At 38.5% G+C, this 18182-nt stretch carries 13 protein-coding genes; 6 read left to right on the top strand and 7 right to left on the bottom strand.

Features of this window, described 5'->3' with window-relative positions; genetic code table 11:
- Positions 1-4: 4 nt before the first annotated feature.
- The 3 genes from CHU_RS07685 to argS form a co-directional block, all read right to left on the bottom strand.
- On the bottom strand, positions 5-688 hold the full coding sequence (locus CHU_RS07685; RefSeq protein WP_011584965.1) for a metallophosphoesterase family protein: 684 nt from the start codon (positions 686-688) through the stop codon (positions 5-7).
- Positions 689-793: 105 nt separating this feature from the next.
- Complete coding sequence (locus CHU_RS07680) at positions 794-1411, bottom strand: glutathione peroxidase (RefSeq protein ID WP_238379369.1); 618 nt, start codon at positions 1409-1411, stop codon at positions 794-796.
- 3 nt (positions 1412-1414) lie between these two features.
- Positions 1415-3211, bottom strand: coding sequence for an arginine--tRNA ligase (gene argS, locus CHU_RS07675; protein ID WP_041932647.1), 1797 nt, complete (start codon positions 3209-3211; stop codon positions 1415-1417).
- A 232-nt stretch (positions 3212-3443) separates the two neighbouring features.
- On the opposite strand from argS, the gene CHU_RS07670 reads away from it, so the two are divergent.
- Entirely contained in the window at positions 3444-4835 is a 1392-nt protein-coding gene (locus CHU_RS07670) for a decarboxylase (RefSeq protein WP_041932274.1), read from the top strand.
- A 114-nt stretch (positions 4836-4949) separates the two neighbouring features.
- Here CHU_RS07670 and CHU_RS07665 read toward each other — a convergent pair whose 3' ends face one another.
- Positions 4950-5468: a D-glycero-alpha-D-manno-heptose-1,7-bisphosphate 7-phosphatase gene (locus CHU_RS07665; protein WP_011584961.1), complete on the bottom strand. Its 519-nt coding sequence runs from the start codon at positions 5466-5468 to the stop codon at positions 4950-4952.
- Positions 5469-5531: 63 nt separating this feature from the next.
- Between CHU_RS07665 and hemG the strand changes: the two genes are divergently transcribed.
- Entirely contained in the window at positions 5532-6839 is a 1308-nt protein-coding gene (gene hemG / locus CHU_RS07660; RefSeq protein ID WP_011584960.1) for a protoporphyrinogen oxidase, read from the top strand.
- A 92-nt stretch (positions 6840-6931) separates the two neighbouring features.
- A complete protein-coding gene (locus CHU_RS07655; protein WP_011584959.1) occupies positions 6932-7678 on the top strand; it encodes a polyprenol monophosphomannose synthase in 747 nt (248 codons plus the stop codon).
- 301 nt (positions 7679-7979) lie between these two features.
- Here the strand turns inward: CHU_RS07655 and CHU_RS07650 are convergent, their stop codons facing one another.
- On the bottom strand, positions 7980-9197 hold the full coding sequence (locus tag CHU_RS07650; RefSeq protein ID WP_011584958.1) for an ABC transporter permease: 1218 nt from the start codon (positions 9195-9197) through the stop codon (positions 7980-7982).
- A 19-nt stretch (positions 9198-9216) separates the two neighbouring features.
- Between CHU_RS07650 and CHU_RS07645 the strand changes: the two genes are divergently transcribed.
- The 3 genes from CHU_RS07645 (at position 9217) to CHU_RS07635 (ending at position 11961) form a co-directional block, all read left to right on the top strand.
- A complete protein-coding gene (locus CHU_RS07645; RefSeq protein ID WP_011584957.1) occupies positions 9217-10491 on the top strand; it encodes an exo-beta-N-acetylmuramidase NamZ family protein in 1275 nt (424 codons plus the stop codon).
- Between the two features lie 79 nt (positions 10492-10570).
- Positions 10571-11479 (top strand): methionyl-tRNA formyltransferase, encoded by a 909-nt coding sequence (gene fmt / locus CHU_RS07640; RefSeq protein WP_011584956.1) that lies wholly within the window; start codon positions 10571-10573, stop codon positions 11477-11479.
- Positions 11476-11961 carry a dihydrofolate reductase gene (locus CHU_RS07635; RefSeq protein ID WP_011584955.1) on the top strand — a complete coding sequence of 162 codons (486 nt, stop codon included), beginning with the start codon at positions 11476-11478 and terminating at the stop codon, positions 11959-11961. Before fmt ends, CHU_RS07635 begins: the two co-directional genes overlap by 4 nt.
- A gap of 54 nt (positions 11962-12015) precedes the next feature.
- On the opposite strand, the gene CHU_RS07630 is transcribed toward CHU_RS07635, so the two are convergent.
- Both CHU_RS07630 and CHU_RS07625 read right to left on the bottom strand, forming a co-directional pair.
- Positions 12016-17073 (bottom strand): C25 family cysteine peptidase, encoded by a 5058-nt coding sequence (locus tag CHU_RS07630; protein ID WP_011584954.1) that lies wholly within the window; start codon positions 17071-17073, stop codon positions 12016-12018.
- Positions 17074-17076: 3 nt separating this feature from the next.
- The gene (locus tag CHU_RS07625) at positions 17077-18177 is read right to left on the bottom strand and encodes a PorV/PorQ family protein (RefSeq protein ID WP_041932273.1); all 1101 of its coding nucleotides are present in this window, start codon (positions 18175-18177) and stop codon (positions 17077-17079) included.
- Between the last annotated feature and the right edge of the window lie 5 nt (positions 18178-18182).

The following is an 18182-nucleotide window of genomic DNA, read 5'->3' as shown; positions in this document are numbered from 1 at the left end:
GGAATTAAAAGTCAATATTGTTTTGTACGTATAACCTGTTCGAATGTGTTTCAAATGCCAGCAGATTTCCTAAACCGGTGCGTTGTCCTTTGAAAACACAGCCGTTATCCAGACATATTTCTAAGTTTATTGAAGCAGAAGCTATCTGTTTTTCAATCGTATCCAGCGGTGTTGGTGTATGTCCGTGAACAACAATCCGGCCACCGGTAAGCGTGTGTGTTATTTCAGCGTTTCTGATCCACATCATTGAATTATAATCTTTCAACGGGGATTCAGCCAAATGGTTTATGCCTGCATGTACAAAGATAAAACGCTCATCCTGGAAATAATAAAAGGTGTTTGATATGAAATCCTGAACATGATACGGTACATGGTCGTGATTTTTTAATCCATAGGAAATCATTACTTCTTCCCCTCCATTTATAATCCAGCGCTCTCTCGCGGCTATCGATTGATGCGCATCCAGAAACATCTGTTCATGATTCCCTCTTAAAAAGACACAGTTTTTATAGTGTTCTTTTATATATATCAAATAATTTATAACAGCTTTACTATCAGGGCCACGGTCAATATAATCCCCTAAAAAAATAAACTGATCTTCATGTGTTGGCTGTAACTGATTTTCTACTAAAGCTTTTAAACTTTTATAACAACCATGAATATCTGCTATAACAAAGGTACGTTTCAACGGAATAAATTAATAGTATTAAGGCTACCTAAATATAACCTAATTTGGCATATATAAAAAAAGCTAACCCATAGGATTAGCTTTTAATGTATAAAATTACCGGAATTATTTTCTGATCGCGTCAAGAACTGTTTTACTCATTGGTTTAACACCTGAGCCAAAGAAATTAACCAGTTCGCCTTTTTCATTGATCAGGTATTTACAGAAATTCCATGTTGGAGCGTCTTTGTTCCAGCCATTTAACGCAGGATCTGTAAGCCATTTATATAAAGGATGTTGTTCATTGCCTTTGATGTGTACCTTTTCAAACATCTGAAAGGTAACGCCATAATTTTTAGTACAGAAAGCACCGATCTCACTTTCAGAACCTGACTCCTGTCCGCCGAAATCATTGCAGGGGAAACCTAAAACAGCTACCGAATCGCCATGAAGTGCATGCAGTTGCTGCAGTTCTTCGTATTGAGGTGTATAACCGCATTTAGAAGCCGTATTTACAATCAGAATCTTTTTACCTTTCAGCGTACTCAGATCAAACGGCTGTCCGTCAAGAGTTGTTACTTTAATGCTATAGATACTCTGCGTTTTGTCAACGGTAGCCATACTGTCTGTTGCAGAAGGTCTGTTTTTAACATCGCTGTTGATCCCCAGGCAGGAAGATACAAACATCATCAGTGAATAAGTTAATCCCATAAGTACAAATTGTTTATTTTTTTTTGTATACATAGCTTACATTTTTTCAGGTACTTCTATTCCCAGTAACAGCATACCATCTTTAATGGTCTTGGCAACCGCTCTGCAGAAGGCAATGCGGAAAGATTTAAGTTGTTCGTCCGGCTCCTGAAAAATTGATACCTCCGCGTAAAAACGGTTGTATTCTTTTGCTACATCAAAGATATAGTTTGCAATCGTAGACGGGGAATAATCGTTTCCGGCTTCACGGATTTTTTCAGGAAAACGGCTCAGCATTTCCAATACGGATACTTCAAACGGATGAAGTTTATTGATAACATGTCCTGCAGGTAACTGTTCATTGATGCCAAGCTCTGCTGCTTTACGCAGGATCGCAGAAATACGGGCATGTGTATATTGAATGAACGGTCCTGTATGTCCCTGGAAATCGATGGACTCTTCGGGATTAAACATCATGCGTTTCTTCGGATCTACTTTTAATAAAAAATATTTCAACGCGCCCAACCCAAGTGTTTCATATAAATGTGTAGCCTGCTCTTCACTGAAGCCATCGGTTTTACCTTGCTCCAGCGTACGTTCTTTTGCGGTAGCAATCATTTCATCTACCAGATCATCAGCATCTACAACGGTACCTTCACGTGATTTCATTTTTCCGCTTGGCAAATCAACCATACCATAAGACATATGATATACACCGTTTGCGTATGGCTTACCAAGTTTTTTAAGAATATGAATTAATACAATGAAATGATAATCCTGTTCATTCCCCACAACATATACCGAACGCTTGCATCCGAAATCTTTGTATTTTAATTCTGCTGTGCCCAGATCCTGTGTAATGTAAACAGAGGTACCGTCTGAGCGCAATACAAGCTTCTCATCCAGACCTTCTGCTGTCAGGTCGATCCACACCGAACCGTCGGCACGTTTATTAAATACACCTTTCGCTAACCCTTCTTCAACAATATCTTTACCTAATAGATAGGTATTTGATTCATAATAAAAGTGATCAAACGTAACACCTATTTTTTTATACGAAGCATTGAACCCATCATATACCCAGCCATTCATGGTCTTCCACAAATCATAAACTTCCTTATCACCCTGCTCCCATTTCAGCAGCATGGCTTGTGCTTCTTTCAGAATAGGCGCTTCTTTTTTTGCTTTATCTTCTTCTACCCCGGCAGCAACAAGTGCTTCCACTTCTTTCTTTAGCTGCTTATCAAAGGCTACATAATATTTTCCTACCAGATGATCGCCTTTCATGCCTGTACTTACGGGTGTTTCACCCAAACCGGATTTCTGATAGGCAATCATTGACTTACAGATATGAATGCCGCGATCGTTTACCAGGTTTGCTTTGATCACATCAAAACCATTTGCCTTTAAGATCTGACTGATGGAATAACCCAAAAAGTTATTACGCAGGTGACCAAGGTGCAGCGGTTTGTTTGTATTCGGAGAAGAATATTCTACCATTACCTTTTCCCCTTTGCCGTCCTGGAGCTGTGCATAATCCGGACGCAGGAAGCTGGCATATAATTGTTCCACCCAAAGCGCATCATTAAATACGACATTCAGGAATCCTTTTACGACATTAAAAGATGCTACAACAGCGGGAATATCCGCTGCACAAAAAGCTCCGATGCGCGCACCTATCTGCTCGGGAGCAACTTTAGCCTGTTTGATGTACGGAAAAACAACAAAGGTTAACGAACCTTCAAAATCTTTACGTGTCGGTTCAAGTAAAATATCTTCAGCAGAAACAGTGATGGAAAACTCTTGTAATAAGCCTTTAGCTATGGATTCTTTTAATAAGAACTCAGGATTCATAAATGGTTTTAAATTGTATTGAAGTACAAAGATGCTGATTTTTTGTGTATTTATCAGCAGAAAATCCATTTGATCCTGCTGCCGGCATATTTGAAAACACTTCTATAAATCAGCTATTTAAACGAAAAGCATTCTTTTCAATATTATTTTTACTGACATTCTGTATATTCAATTGCATAGTATTTTTTTTTATGTGATTATTGCAGTCAATTCGTAATTATAACCGCAGTAGATGGATAAGTATTTTGACCTGATCGACCAAACGTTTTACTTCCCGACAGAAGAGTTTAAACTGGTAAACAATGAATTGCATTTTAATGGATTCCCATTGATGGATGTTATCAATAAATACGGAACGCCATTGAAATTAAGTTACCTGCCTAAGATCAGTTCACAGATCCAAAAAGCAAAACAATGGTTCGGCGAAGCCATTACGAATAATAATTATTCGGGAACGTATACATATTGCTACTGTACCAAATCTTCGCATTTCAGTTTTGTATTGAACGAAGCATTGAAGAATGACATACATATTGAAACCTCTTCTGCTTACGATATTCCGATTGTTCGTATTTTATTCGAGAACAATAAAATTACGAAAGCAACCAATGTGATCTGCAATGGATATAAGCGCCCGGAATACACAGACTACATCTGTGATCTGATAAACGAAGGCTTTAACTGCACACCTATTTTAGACAACCTGGATGAAATTACAGCTTATGAAAAAGGTATTGAAACAAGTTGTAATTTAGGTATCCGTCTGGCAACGGATGAAGAGCCGAAGTTTGAATTCTATACGTCACGCCTGGGTTTCAGATACAACGATGTGGTTCAGTTCTACAAAGAAAAAATTGAGCCGAATCCGAAGTTCAAATTGAAAATGCTGCACTTCTTTATTAATACGGGTATTAAAGATACCACGTACTACTGGAGTGAGTTGAGCCGTTTTGTACACATGTACTGTACGATGAAAAAGATTAATCCGGATATGGACAGCATTGATATTGGTGGCGGCTGGCCGATCAAAACATCTGTGCATTTCGAATACGACTATAAATATATGGCAGACCAGATTGTAAAAACAATCAAGAAGGTGTGTGATGAAGAAGGTGTACCAACACCGAATATTTTCACAGAATTCGGCAGCTTTACCGTGGGAGAAAGCGGCGCTGCGGTATACTCCGTTTTAGGAAGCAAACTTCAGAACGATAAAGAAGAATGGTATATGATTGACAGTTCATTCATTACTACGCTTCCGGATGTATGGGGCTTAAGCCAGAAGTATTTATTACTGGCAGTGAACGGCTGGGATAAACCATATAAAAAAGTTAAGCTTGGCGGTATTACCTGCGACAGCATGGATTATTACAATTCAGAAGCACACCAGAACCTGGTGTTCATGCCGGAACTGGATGAGAAAGAACCTACATACATTGGTTTCTTCCATACCGGTGCTTATCAGGAATCACTTGGCGGATACGGTGGTATACAGCATTGCCTGGTACCGGCACCGAAACATATTTTAATTGATAAAGATGCGGATGGTAATTTCAGCTATAACTTGTTTGCACCGGAGCAGACAAAAGAAAGCATGCTGAAAATATTGGGCTACAAAGCTTAATGCTGAAGGCGGAAAGCTTTTAGTTCCTTGTAGCAAAAAATCACACACATTAAAAAAGGACAGCTGCTGCAGCTGTCCTTTTTGCCTTCGGCTTTAAGCGTGCCGCATTACGCTTTACACTTTCTTCAAAATCAGTTCCGCTGCTTCATACAACGAATCCACTTTATACTTTGCACTTGTTTCTGTATTCGGGAATTCTTCGATCAGAATGGTTGGGATGTTTAATTTATTAGCCGGAAGTATATCGCGCTCTCTGTCTCCAACCATCCACGATTGTGCAATATCAATATCATATTTAGCAATTGCCTTTTCAAACATCAATGAGCCTGGCTTGCGTGATAAGGATTCAGATGTTGACTGGTGATAAGGAGAATAAAAATATTCATCAATTAAATTACCGGATTCACGATCAAAGTAATCGTGGCACTTATATACATCTTCGTGCTGGTAAATACCTTTCGCAATACCGGATTGGTTGGTGATGATGATCAGTAAATAACCTGCTTCTTTTAACATTTTTAACGCAGGAATAACACCATCAATGATTTTAAATTCCTCAACTTTGTAGGTATAATTTACATTATCAACATTGATCACTCCATCGCGGTCCAGAAACACACACTTATTTTTCATTCTTCAGATATTTTTTCAAAAATACTGAAGATTTCCTAATAAATTTGAACATATTCAAATAGTATGATAGCAATTATTGGTGCAGGCATTTCAGGATTAACACTTGCGTATCAGCTTCAACAAGCTGGCAAGCCTTATATATTATTTGAATCTAACTCACGACCAGGCGGTTATATTAATTCTCAACGATTTGGTAAATACCTGTTAGAGGTAGGTCCCAACTCTATTCTGGTTGATAAAAAATTAGAGGAATTTATTCACGAATTGAATCTGGATAAATTATTTGAACCGGCAGCCATCATCAATAAAAACAGATTTATCTATAAAGATGCTAACATACAGCAAGTACCTTCCGGACCGCTGTCTTTTTTAACAGGACGTTTTTTTTCAGCAAAAACGAAGTATGCAATATTCAAAGAGCTTTTTAATAAAAGTATATCGAAAGAAAATGAAACGGTATACGATTTCTTTGCCCGAAGATTTTCTGCGCCCTTTACGCAGTATACCATCGATCCGTTTGCTACCGGAGTCTATGCAGGTGACATTAAACAGCTTTTAATAGAAGAAACATTTCCACAGCTGGTTGAATTGGAAAAACAATACGGCAGCATCATTAAAGGAATCTTCAAAAAAGGTTTTGGCGAAAAAAGAAAAACCGGCACATTTGTGCATGGCTTGCAAACACTTACAGATACACTGGCTGCACAGCTTCATTCCCTTCAGCTTAATACACGTGTATTGAATCTCCGTAAACAGATGGATAAGATTGTGCTAACCACGGATACGAAACATGGTATTGAAGAATTAACGTTTGATAAAGTTGTTGTTTGCGGAACAACTTTTCAGGCGGCTACATTGATCAAAGATTCCTATCCGGATCTTTCAGCCATACTTTCACAGGTACAATATGCTTCTATGAAGGCTGTGTTTGCTGCCTTTAAGCGTACTGATGTAACACATCCGATGAATGGATTCGGATGTTTATATCCCTCTGCAGAGCAATCTTTTTTAGCTGGTACCATTTGGAACAGCAGCATTTTTAACGATCGCTGTCCGGCCGATGAAGTACTGACAACGTCATTCATCGGCGGCATGCATCACCCGGAGTATACAGCGCTTTCAGAATCAGAACTAGAACAACGCGCCATACAGCAGTTAAGCAAAGATCTTGGGATTACAGGCAAACCAACGTTTACACACGTAGCCGGCTGGAACAAAGCCATTCCGCAATACGACATCTATTTAAAAAAGGCACGTCTTGCAAGTAAGCTGTTGAGCGATGATCATATTTACTTCCGTTCAAACTGGACAAACGGAATTTCTTTAGGCAATTGCATACAAAGTGCCCGTGATTTAGCGTTGATTTTATAAGTTATCTCCTGAAGTGTACTGCAAACAGATGATTTCGATGAAAATCTTCTGTTTGCTTTTCATCCTTACTAAAACAATTATTACCTTTAAGTATGAGTAAAAATCTCGTAATTGTTCCTACATACAACGAAATTGAAAACATAGGCTTGCTTATTGATAAAGTAATGACTTTGTCCACGCCATTTGATATTCTGGTTATTGAAGATAATTCTCCGGATGGTACAGCAGAACTCGTAAAAGAGTATGCGGTAAAATATCCGGATCGTGTATTTATGATTCAGCGCCAGGGCAAGTTGGGTTTAGGAACAGCATACATTGAGGGTTTTACATACGGCATCAATCACAGGTATGATTATTTATGTGAAATGGATGCTGATTTTTCCCATAATCCGGAAGACCTGATCCGTTTACACGACACATGCGAAAATAACGGTGCTGATGTAGCAATCGGAAGCCGCTATGTACATGGTGTAACCGTTATCAACTGGCCGATCGGCAGAGTACTGATGTCTTTCTTCGCCAGTAAATATGTACAGTTAATTACCGGTATGCCGATTGAAGATGCTACGGCTGGTTTTAAATGTTACAGCAGAAAAGTATTAGAAACCATTCCATATACAAAAGTAAAATTTGTAGGTTATGCCTTCCAGATCCAGATGAAATTTTTATGCTGGAAGTATGGATTTATATTAAAAGAAGTGCCGATCATTTTTATGGATCGTACGCGCGGCACCTCAAAAATGTCGATGGGCATTTTTAAAGAAGCAATCTTTGGCGTGATTATGATGAAATTTAAAAGTTTGTTTCAAACGTTCCATCCGCAGGCAGATAGTAAATAACAAATTTCAAATTACCGGAATGATTTTTTGTGGCTGCAAACCTGCTTAATACAATCCAGCATTCTGAGTATCACTGAAGGGATATTATTTAAGGTAAAAAAATCAACTTCCATTCGTTTCAATACGTTCGGTATTTAACGTATTTTTTTTAAAATATATTCTACTGATATCACCCCTGATCGGGACACAACTTAGCGATACATCCATTTGTAAAATCAAATTCATATATTTTGGGGGAATCTCATAAATATTTAAAATACTATCCGTATAGATCTGAAAAAATTATGCGTATCCGCTTTCCTTAATTGAATTTTATTGCTTTTACCGGACTCACTCTGGAAATAAAATAGATAGGAATCCAGAGAATTGCTGTAAGGGTTAACAAGGCTGCAATATTAATAGCAATGATTGTAAACCATGGAAATGCAATAGGTACTGCACTCATGAAATAATTTTCCGCATCTAAGGGCACAATGCCGGTATAGTATTGCAGCGCACATAAGGTCAACGCAACCACATTCCCGCCAAGCATTCCGATAATAATAATTTTAAATCCATTCCACAGGAATATTTTACTCACATCACTGTTCGTGGTTCCGAATGCTTTAAGCAGACCAACCATAGAGGTACGTTCCATGATCATGACAATGATGGTGGAGATAATTACAAAAATAGAAACACCCATAATGAGTGCTAAAAAGATTGTAACGTTTCTGTTTAGCAGATTGAGCCAATCAAAAATCTGCAGATACTTATCTGTTATCAGCTGAATCTGCATATCATACTCCATACGCTTGTATACTTCACTTGCAGTGGAATCAAGCATATTAAAATCGGATACATAAATTTCAAGACCGCCTATCTGCTTCGGAGACCAGGCGCTCAATACTCTGTTTAGTTGTATATCACCGATGATAAATAATTCATCCAGTTCTTCCAGACCTGTCTTGTAAATACCTGAAATGCTTACCTTCCTGTATCGCGGCGGATTCTGCACAAAATACAGTAAAAGACTGTCGCCGGTTTTTAAATTAAGCTTGTGTGCAATTTTTTCACTTATAACAATCTGTTTGGAATAACCGCTATCGTTAAACGTAATAAACCGGCCTTCCAGCATATTGCTTTTAAAACGATCAATATCAAAATCAGGCCCAACACCTTTTAAGATCACACCTTGAATTTCAGAGGAAGACTTTAACAGACAGGGTTTATGCGAAACACCCTGAACGTGTTCTATGTTAGGAATGGCTTTAATGGAATCAAGTGTGCCGGTATTAATAATAAACGGCGACTCCTCATACGATTTATCCAGATCATATTTGGTTAAATGAATGTGTGCTCCAAAACTGAAAATCTTTTGACGGATACTGGTTTTAAAACCATCCAGTATACACAACGAAGTAACCGATAATAAAAAACCAAGAAAAATAATGATGACAGCGATCCTGTGAACGAGGGACGAAAATGACTGCCGATCATTTTTTTGTATTCTTGACGATATAAAGTAATAAAGATTCAAATTTTACTAATTTTGAGCTATGTACTCACATTCAAATATACAGATTTCTATGCGTATTAAAGGATTCTTATCGGGGATAATTATTGGATTACCTTTATATCTGATTTTTTCATGCTCTTCTACTCCATCCACCAATCAAATCCCTGCTTCGCCCGCTAAAGTAAGCCATGCAGATTCAAGTCAAACGGCCCCGCCGCTTAAAACAGGTGCTGAACGTCTGGAAAAATACATGGCGTTATTAAAGAATAAAAAAGTAGCCTTGGTAGTTAACCAAACAGCCATGGTTAAACAGACACATTTAGTGGATACACTTTTAGCACTTGGTGTAAACATTAAAAAAATATTAGCTCCTGAACATGGTTTCAGAGGCACTGCCGATGCCGGCGAACATGTAAGTTCCTATGTAGATAAAAAAACAGGCTTGCCTGTGGTGTCCTTATATGGGGCAAATAAAAAACCTTCCTCTGAACAATTAGCAGACATCGATATTGTCGTTTATGACATTCAGGATGTTGGCGTACGTTTTTTTACCTATATCTCAACGCTGTATGTGGTAATGGAAAGCTGTGCTGAAAATAAAAAAGAATTGCTGGTACTGGACAGACCAAACCCAAATGGTGACTATGTAGATGGGCCTGTGCTGGATATGAAATTAAAATCCTTTATAGGCATGCTGCCGCTTCCGGTGGTTCATGGCTTAACTGTAGGGGAATTAACACAAATGATACAAGGGGAAAAATGGCTAAAGGACAGTTTGGTTTGTAAGTACACGGTTATACCGGTTGATAATTATACACACACCACAGAATATATTTTACCGATAAAACCCTCTCCCAACATGCCCAATAATCAAGCGATCCGCTTGTATCCTTCCTTAGGCTTATTCGAAGGAACAAACGTAAGCGTTGGCCGCGGCACGTACTTTCCATTTCAGGTTATTGGCTCTCCATTTACAACAGATACGGCCTTTTCATTTATCCCGGTTAGTATAGACGGCATGTCAAAAGACCCGATGCATATGAATAAAAAATGTTACGGATTTGACCTGAGAAAAACCACGTATAAAAAAGAATTTGATCTGAGTTATGTGATCAATATGTATGCTTTGACGAGCGATAAAGCCGGGTATTTTGGAAAGAATAATTTCTTTGATAAGCTTGCCGGCACAACGTTATTAAAGCAGCAGATCATAGAAAAAAAATCTGCTGCCGAAATAAAACAAACCTGGCAAAAAGACCTGGCCGTTTATAAGGCCATGCGTAAAAAATATTTATTGTACACAGACTTTGAATAAGAGTTGTCAGTAGACAGTGGTTAGTTTACAGTTTCGTTCTGTAAACTGACCATTGTCTACTGTTTACTGACCACTGATTATGAAATTAAGAATTATATATATGGGTACGCCTGATTTTGCTGTACCCAGTTTAGAGATATTAATTGAGAATGGTTTTGATGTTGCTGCTGTTGTTACAGCTCCGGATAAGCCTGCCGGAAGAGGTTTGAAGATTCAGTATTCAGCAGTGAAAGAAGCAGCGCTGAAACACAACATTCCTGTCTTGCAGCCGGAGAAATTAAAAGATGAACGTTTCATAGAAGAGTTAATATCTTATAATGCAAACCTGTTTATCGTTGTTGCATTCCGCATGCTTCCGGAAATAATCTGGCAGATGCCTTCAATCGGCACCTTTAATTTACATGGTTCACTGCTACCTAAATACCAGGGTGCTGCGCCTATCAACTGGGCAATCATTAATGGTGAAACAGAAACAGGGTGTACTACTTTTTTCCTGAAACATCAGATTGATACAGGCGATATTATCTTACAGGATAAAACACCTATCCTGCCGGATGATACATTTGAAACCGTATACAATAAATTAAAAGTACTGGGTGCAGATTTAGTATTAAAAACTGTTCGTATGATTGAATCTGAAACATACACGTCTACTCCCCAGAAAGGACAAGCAATACACGCTCCCAAAATATATAAAGAAACCGGAGCTATTGATTGGAATAACTCCTGCATTGCAATCAATAATCTGATTCGTGGGTTAAATCCGTTTCCTTCTGCCTGGTTTGTGCATGCAGAAAAAACATACAAAGTATTCAAAGCTATACCAGAAGTAACTCAGACGAATGCAGCCATCGGCAGCATCAAATCTGACAATAAAACAGGTATTAAAGTTGCCTGTGCAGATGGCTGGTTGTCATTAATCGAAATTCAGGCAGAAGGAAAAAAACGCATGTCTGTTCAGGATTTTCTAAAAGGAAATAAAATATGATCCGATCCATCATTGTCGCACAATCAGAAAACAGAGCTATTGGAATCAACAATACATTGCCGTGGCATTTGCCCGCAGACCTGAAACGTTTCAAAGCCATTACCATGGGGCACCACATGATCATGGGCCGCAAAACCTATGAATCGATTGGTAACCCGTTACCCGGCCGTACCAGCATTGTTGTAACACGTAATAAAGACCTGGTGTTTGCAGGCTGTACCATGGCCCATTCGCTGGCTGAAGCATTTGAGATTGCACAAAATAATAACGACTCTGAAGCCTTCGTTATTGGTGGTGCAGAACTGATCAAAGAGGCGATCAACTCTTGTGATAAATTATACCTTACAACCATTCATCAAAATTTTGAAGGAGATACTTTTTTAGATGCATTAGCTTCAGACTGGAAAGAAACTGAACATGTTGTACATGCGCCGGATGATAAGAATGCGTATTCGTATTCGTTTATTACGTATGAAAAATAATTATCTTTTTAGACCTCCAAGGTTTCAAAACCTTGGAGGTCTAAAAAGCCATTTTTACCTCAATATATACAGCTTGCCCCAATCCTGCTTAAAGGCTTTGTCTCCCGCAGTTTCTCTGTGTTCGAAAAATTGATTGCTATCTTTGATAATCACACGGTATAAATATACGCCGTTCGCTAAGCGATCACCGAAATCATCTGTGCCATCCCAGGCATACTCTGAAATATTATTGCCAATATGTAACGGACCTAATTGTTCTTTAAATATTTCCTTTACAATTTTTCCGGACACTGTCATGATCTGGATTTTTAAATTATCAGGAACGGTTGTGCCGCTTAATGTAAATACAAATCGGGTGCTTGTAGAAAACGGATTGGGATACGGGTAGAAATAAGAGATCGATGGTTTGTTTTCTACTTTGAATGTAATTTTATACTGGTGACCGCCTGTTTTATTACCTGAAGCGTCTTTCCCCTGAACAATAATAGTATAAGTTCCATCCGGCAGATTGGCAGGTTTAATCTCTGCAACAAAAGTATTGGTACGCGCATTTTCCAGACTCCAGCTTTGCACCATCGGGTTGGTTGATGTAATCTGCACCGCATTTGTCTGCCCCGGATATAACAGATACAGTTCAATACTGGCCGGATCTGTCAGCAACAGATACTGGTTATTATCTTTTAATGAAATATGTATAAGCGGGCTGGCAGAAACTAAATCACCATCGAAAATCCGTATACCATCAAAGGCGACTTCTAATATCGGTTGTGTTTTATCCGCTTCAATCACAAACGACGATTCCAGCACGTTATTGGAATAGTATTGCTCGGATTGCATCTGAGGATTCACATAAGCCTGAATATAATTTTTTCCTGTCAGGCCTTTTGTCGTAAACTTGTACGTAAACACAAGCGATTGTCTGGCATTCAATACCGAATATGTAATCGTATCGATGCGTAGAGAGCCCGATTCATTACGAATTGAATAAACAACCTGTATCGGTTTTGAGAAATCATAATCAGAAATATTATCGAATTGATATTTGATGGAAATACTATCTCCTTCGGGATGATTTGGAATGGTATAGGTATCCAGTCCTACCGCGTACGGGTTCAATGTGCCTTCCGGCACACCGTTATAGATAATCTGCCATTTTTTCAATGCCGGCGGTGTCAATGTTCCGTCATCCTGCAAATCCAGCAGCAGCTTGCAATACACATGCACCCCATCAATTAAATACGTTCCGTTTAAGTCTAATGAATCAACTTTAGGTAATAGTATTGTATCAATCGGATTGGCCATGATGTCAAAACGGATCAGCTTCAGGCTTGTCTCATCATTTAGTGAAGTATCAATGGCAAAATACATTTTACCCCACATGCTTGAGGGTCCGATTAAATTTGTCGTAATACTTCCTTTATAAAAGAAACTGTTCAGTGTGGTATCAATAGCAACAAACGAATCTGTTGCAGTGCTTACATTTACCTTTTCAGTTATCGGGCTTGTATTGATACGCTTTGTTATTAATAAAAACGGTTGCTGGCCGCTTGTTAACGCACTGATCTGCGTGGCATGTAACGAGTCCTTAAAATACGTTTGCAGGTTTGCCGGCCACCCATTTTTCATACTGTTCCCGTCATTAAAAATAATCAGGTAATCATTTTTATTTGTATGCTGTATGGCACGTATCAAACCGTCTGCATCCCGTCCATAGAGCCAGGTTGTTGATGGCGGGGTATTTGTATTTGTTGGGAAAGGTATTTCCAATACAAGCCGGGTATCAAAATTCTGCCCGCAATAATACCATCCTTCTGAATTGGGATTGTATACAACCGGCTCGAGAGAGGAACGGTCCAGTGTAAGCATAAACAGACCGCCGCTGCCGCCTACACAATTATAATAAGGTGTATTTTGAAGCAAGGGTAAATTATTCAGTGTTAAAAGCGTCAGATCTTTTTCTCCCAGATACCTTCCGCCTGCTGCCTGTACCATTAATGCAATAGAAGTTAATGGAAACTCCCATTTAAATTGATTACGGTTATATGACAAACCTACCAGATTATTTTCCAGATACTGATCAATATGTGTTTGCGACCAGCCCGGATTACTGTTCTTTATATATATAAATGAACTGTTATCCCATATCGTATCTTCTGTTGGTGCAATGGTATTAAAACGTACCCGCCAGAAATAAACAATACTGTCCGAAGGAGTCAAATCACTGATTAGCCCGGGTGTCCAGGTAGGCAACGATCCGGAAGAAATAACAGCTGTTTTTTTATGCATGCTGTTAAAAAACTTAGATGTATCTATTTCAAAATAATAATCTGTTAAATTAATAAACAGATTTGTTGCCTGAGCGGTCAATACCGTCGGCTGATTTGAAACAACGCTGTAGTTCAACGGATACATACATTTAATCGCACTTGAACGCATGTAATAATTGATATAAGCAACATTATTATCTTTGCGCATTTCTTTCAGCGAATCGGAAGGGTCGATTGTTATTTCAAACCGGTTATCACCTGCATAATTCCCGTCATTATTTGAAATATCAAAGACTACCGTATCTCTGTAATACAGCGGAGGTAAGGTAGCCTGATAGTTTTTCACAAAAACATTATTTACATATCTCTTAATGATCATATCAACCGTTTTTGTTGTTGTACTTCCATAATTATCAATCGGTATAATTATTCTAAACGGATCTTTCGCTGTTATACTGGCTGTTGTGGAGGGCGTAATAATACAATTTGCTTCTGCTGTTTGATTATCGCCATAAATCGCATAATCCGGCCGGCCGGGATTATACAAACGTAAAGCAGGGTCACCTGTCAGATTCATCTGGGTAATCTGTGCCTGAGAAGTAACATCTATTGATGCATTAATCGAATTGATCGAATCAATTACTTTTTTATGAATAAAACCAACAGGCTTATTTATATACCGGTAATCATTAAATTGAAAATTATAAAAGTATAGCGAAAATTGGTACAGATTATTTGTATAGCCAATATCGGTATGGCCCAATACATTTATAGCCCCAACGCCCGGGGTATTGATCCAGTCTTCTGCAAAAGAATAGTTGGAAAAAATATTTGCAGATGTACAGCCATTCACGAGCATCATTGGGTACTTGCCAAAATTTTTGTAGCCATATACCGGATTGGAAACAAATCCTATATCCACATCATTAATCAATGCCGATGAATGCCCAAAAAATGTCATTAACGAAATCCCTTTATTAAGATCATCCGCAACACCTGAGATCAGCTGATCATCTACGGCACCGTTCTGTAAATTCTTCACATATGTTTTTACGACCTTTCCTCCAAGATGCGGTCCTTCAACATAGGCTTTATAGGTATCAACATATTTTTTGAATAGCGTAACCTGGGCAGCATCTTCCCCGCCGCTTAAATGAATTAAATTCTTCCGCCACAACAATGTTGAATCCAGGGATTCGTGAGCCTGAACTTTTTCCAGATATCCCAATACCTCACTATTGGTGCGCGCAGGTACTCTGCCGGTATGGATCTGTGCTGCATACTTATTGTCTACGCTAAACATTAAATCTGAACCGGGCTCACCAAATGGCGGAACAAGATTTACAAAATGATTTTTAAAATCCGTATTTGTCCAGTAAAAAGAAGGGTTCTTCCGGTAAACAACGCTGCCGACATTATTAATAAAATTACTCATAGAAGGCACCACACCTTTTCCAAGTATCAATAAATATTTTTCTTTTGAATTGACTTGAATAATCTCAGAACAATATCTTTTTATAGCTATAGAAGAATACTCTCCATAGCTATACAGATTACATAGCTTTTCAAACGAACAGCGTTCTACATCATAATTACCACCGGCATTTGAACTTCGGTATTGATCATAACTCAAGGCCGATGAATTAAATACTTCAGGATATATAATAAAATAGTCTTTGCTCAGGTTCGGCAGAGACATGTTTACAAGTTCAACCTGAGAAATTGAATAATACCGATTAGTAAAAACAAAAAAAGTTTTAGTTGTATTTGGAATAACAACGGATGCAGTAGCTCCGGCCTGCGTATAAGGTATGCGTTCCTGATTCAGCTCGTCTGTTATATCTAATATGAATAGATTGCCTGTAACATTAGACAAATTAACGGTTCTGTTTTGATTACCATTTTCAGGAAGAATAACAGAAAGATCTTTTGAATTGGTTAACAGATAGTTTCTGGGATAGGTAATTTTAATATACGATACCGCTACAACATCTGTACCCGCACTGGAAAGCCGTATAGTACAGGCTATGGAATTTTTACCTGTTAAATAAGAATTGGGAATTACGGCTGAAATTTTACGGAATTCGTACGCACTAAAATCTGAAAAATTAAATGTATAATCCGGAGTATTTGCATTACCGATCAGTAGGGATGCTACATGGTTTGAATTGTTCCACTCCCCAACAATCTGTACTTCTATTTTTACATCGGCAGCTGTCTGTGTATAGGCACTAGAAATTGGTATCGTATAACTACCCGTTACAGGATTTCCGCCTTTGGCTATTTTATCGCCAAACCATCCTTCTCCAACATCGTAATCACTTTTCAATGTTTCTATGGAATAATAGGCTCCCGGATAATAGAGATCTGTATAGATAGATAATGCTTCTTCGTAATACCAGGATTCAGTAGTTGTCACGGAAGGAACAGCACTCACTGCAATGCGTTTCCCTGGTTGTGTACCGATGGTAAAAAAATATGCTGATGTGTCAGACCAGATGCTGTAATAGGCATGCGGCTGGTTCGCACTGTTCGCATATAACAGAGAATCCAGCTTTCCATCATTCCTTTTACCTAGGAAAAATAAACTGTCATGCTGCAATAAAATGGATTGCTCTTTACCACGATACCACATCTGAAGATTTGTAAGATCCGCGGTATTGATACCAGCTGATTGGAGTTTTGCATACGGTATTGCATAAATACCGTTTTGATAGGTTTTAACCTTATAATAAATCTGATTAGGTATGATCCATTCCGTACCATTCTGAGCAAGGCTTAACAGGCTTGCGAGAACAAAAAAAACGCTTAGTATAGTTGTCTTTATAGCGCTTTGTACACTCATTCACTATTTAATTTTATCAAATGAAAACTTTAAAGAAAATACATTTGAATATAACGATTCTGAAAAATCACCCAGATCGGTTAACGCATAGTCAATCGTGAACTTGCTTACCTTTACACCTAATCCGAAATTGGGCTGTACAGATGTTGAATAATTTCCTCCAAACCCTTTAATACGTTGTATATTTCCTACTCCAAAACGGAGATAGACGATTTTCATATAGTCAAATTCAAGGCCGGCAGCAGGGTCAATTGAAAACACGCCTGTACGGACAGCTGTGTTTCTTTTACCATCAAACGTAATTATTAAATCCGTGGCTGCTAATAATCCGATTTTTTTTGTAAGCTTAAAATTTCTGGCAACACCGGGTATTAATCTCGGCAAGGTTACTTCAATAGAATTTTTAGGCAGCATATTGTTTGTCTGTGCATACACATCCTTTAACAATTCCGTGTTGTATGACCATGCATTAAATGTACCTGTAATATCTCTTGCAACAAGCCCCAGCTCCCATTTACCGGCTTTATATTGCCCGCCTACATCAAAACCAAAGCCCCATGCCGTTGCAAAAGAACCAACGGTACGGTTAATGATTTTAAGGTTCACACCCAGATTTAAACCTTCGATGAGATTGCTTTTACGTGCATAAGAAACTAAAAATGCATAATCTGCTGCAGAGAAAAATCTAATGTTGTTGTAATTGATTTTGCCGTTTGCATTTCCGTCCCCATCAAACAGATAACGTGTATCGGGAATATCATCAATACCAAACCGGATGATGGAAGCGGCGATCACGCTTTGAGAATCGAGGCGTGTGGCAAATCCTGCATAATCGTATTTGGCGATCCCTGCAAAATATTCAGCGTGCATAAGACCAATGTCATATTTGGTTTTAATCCGCTGCAGCCCTGCCGGGTTCCAATAAGCAGACGTCACGTCGTTTACTGCCGCCGATTGTACGTTGGACATACCAAAAGCTCTTGCACCAATTCCAATCGCTAGAAATTCGTTACTGTACTTCGGTGTATAAATCTGGGAAAAGGAGGTAAATATTTGAAAAACAAACAATAAAAGTGTTACTCCCCTGAAATTTTTAGTTAACATACCGA

The organism is Cytophaga hutchinsonii ATCC 33406 (assembly GCF_000014145.1).
Lineage (GTDB): Bacteria > Bacteroidota > Bacteroidia > Cytophagales > Cytophagaceae > Cytophaga > Cytophaga hutchinsonii.
This window is presented reverse-complemented; position numbering and strand designations above follow the sequence as displayed.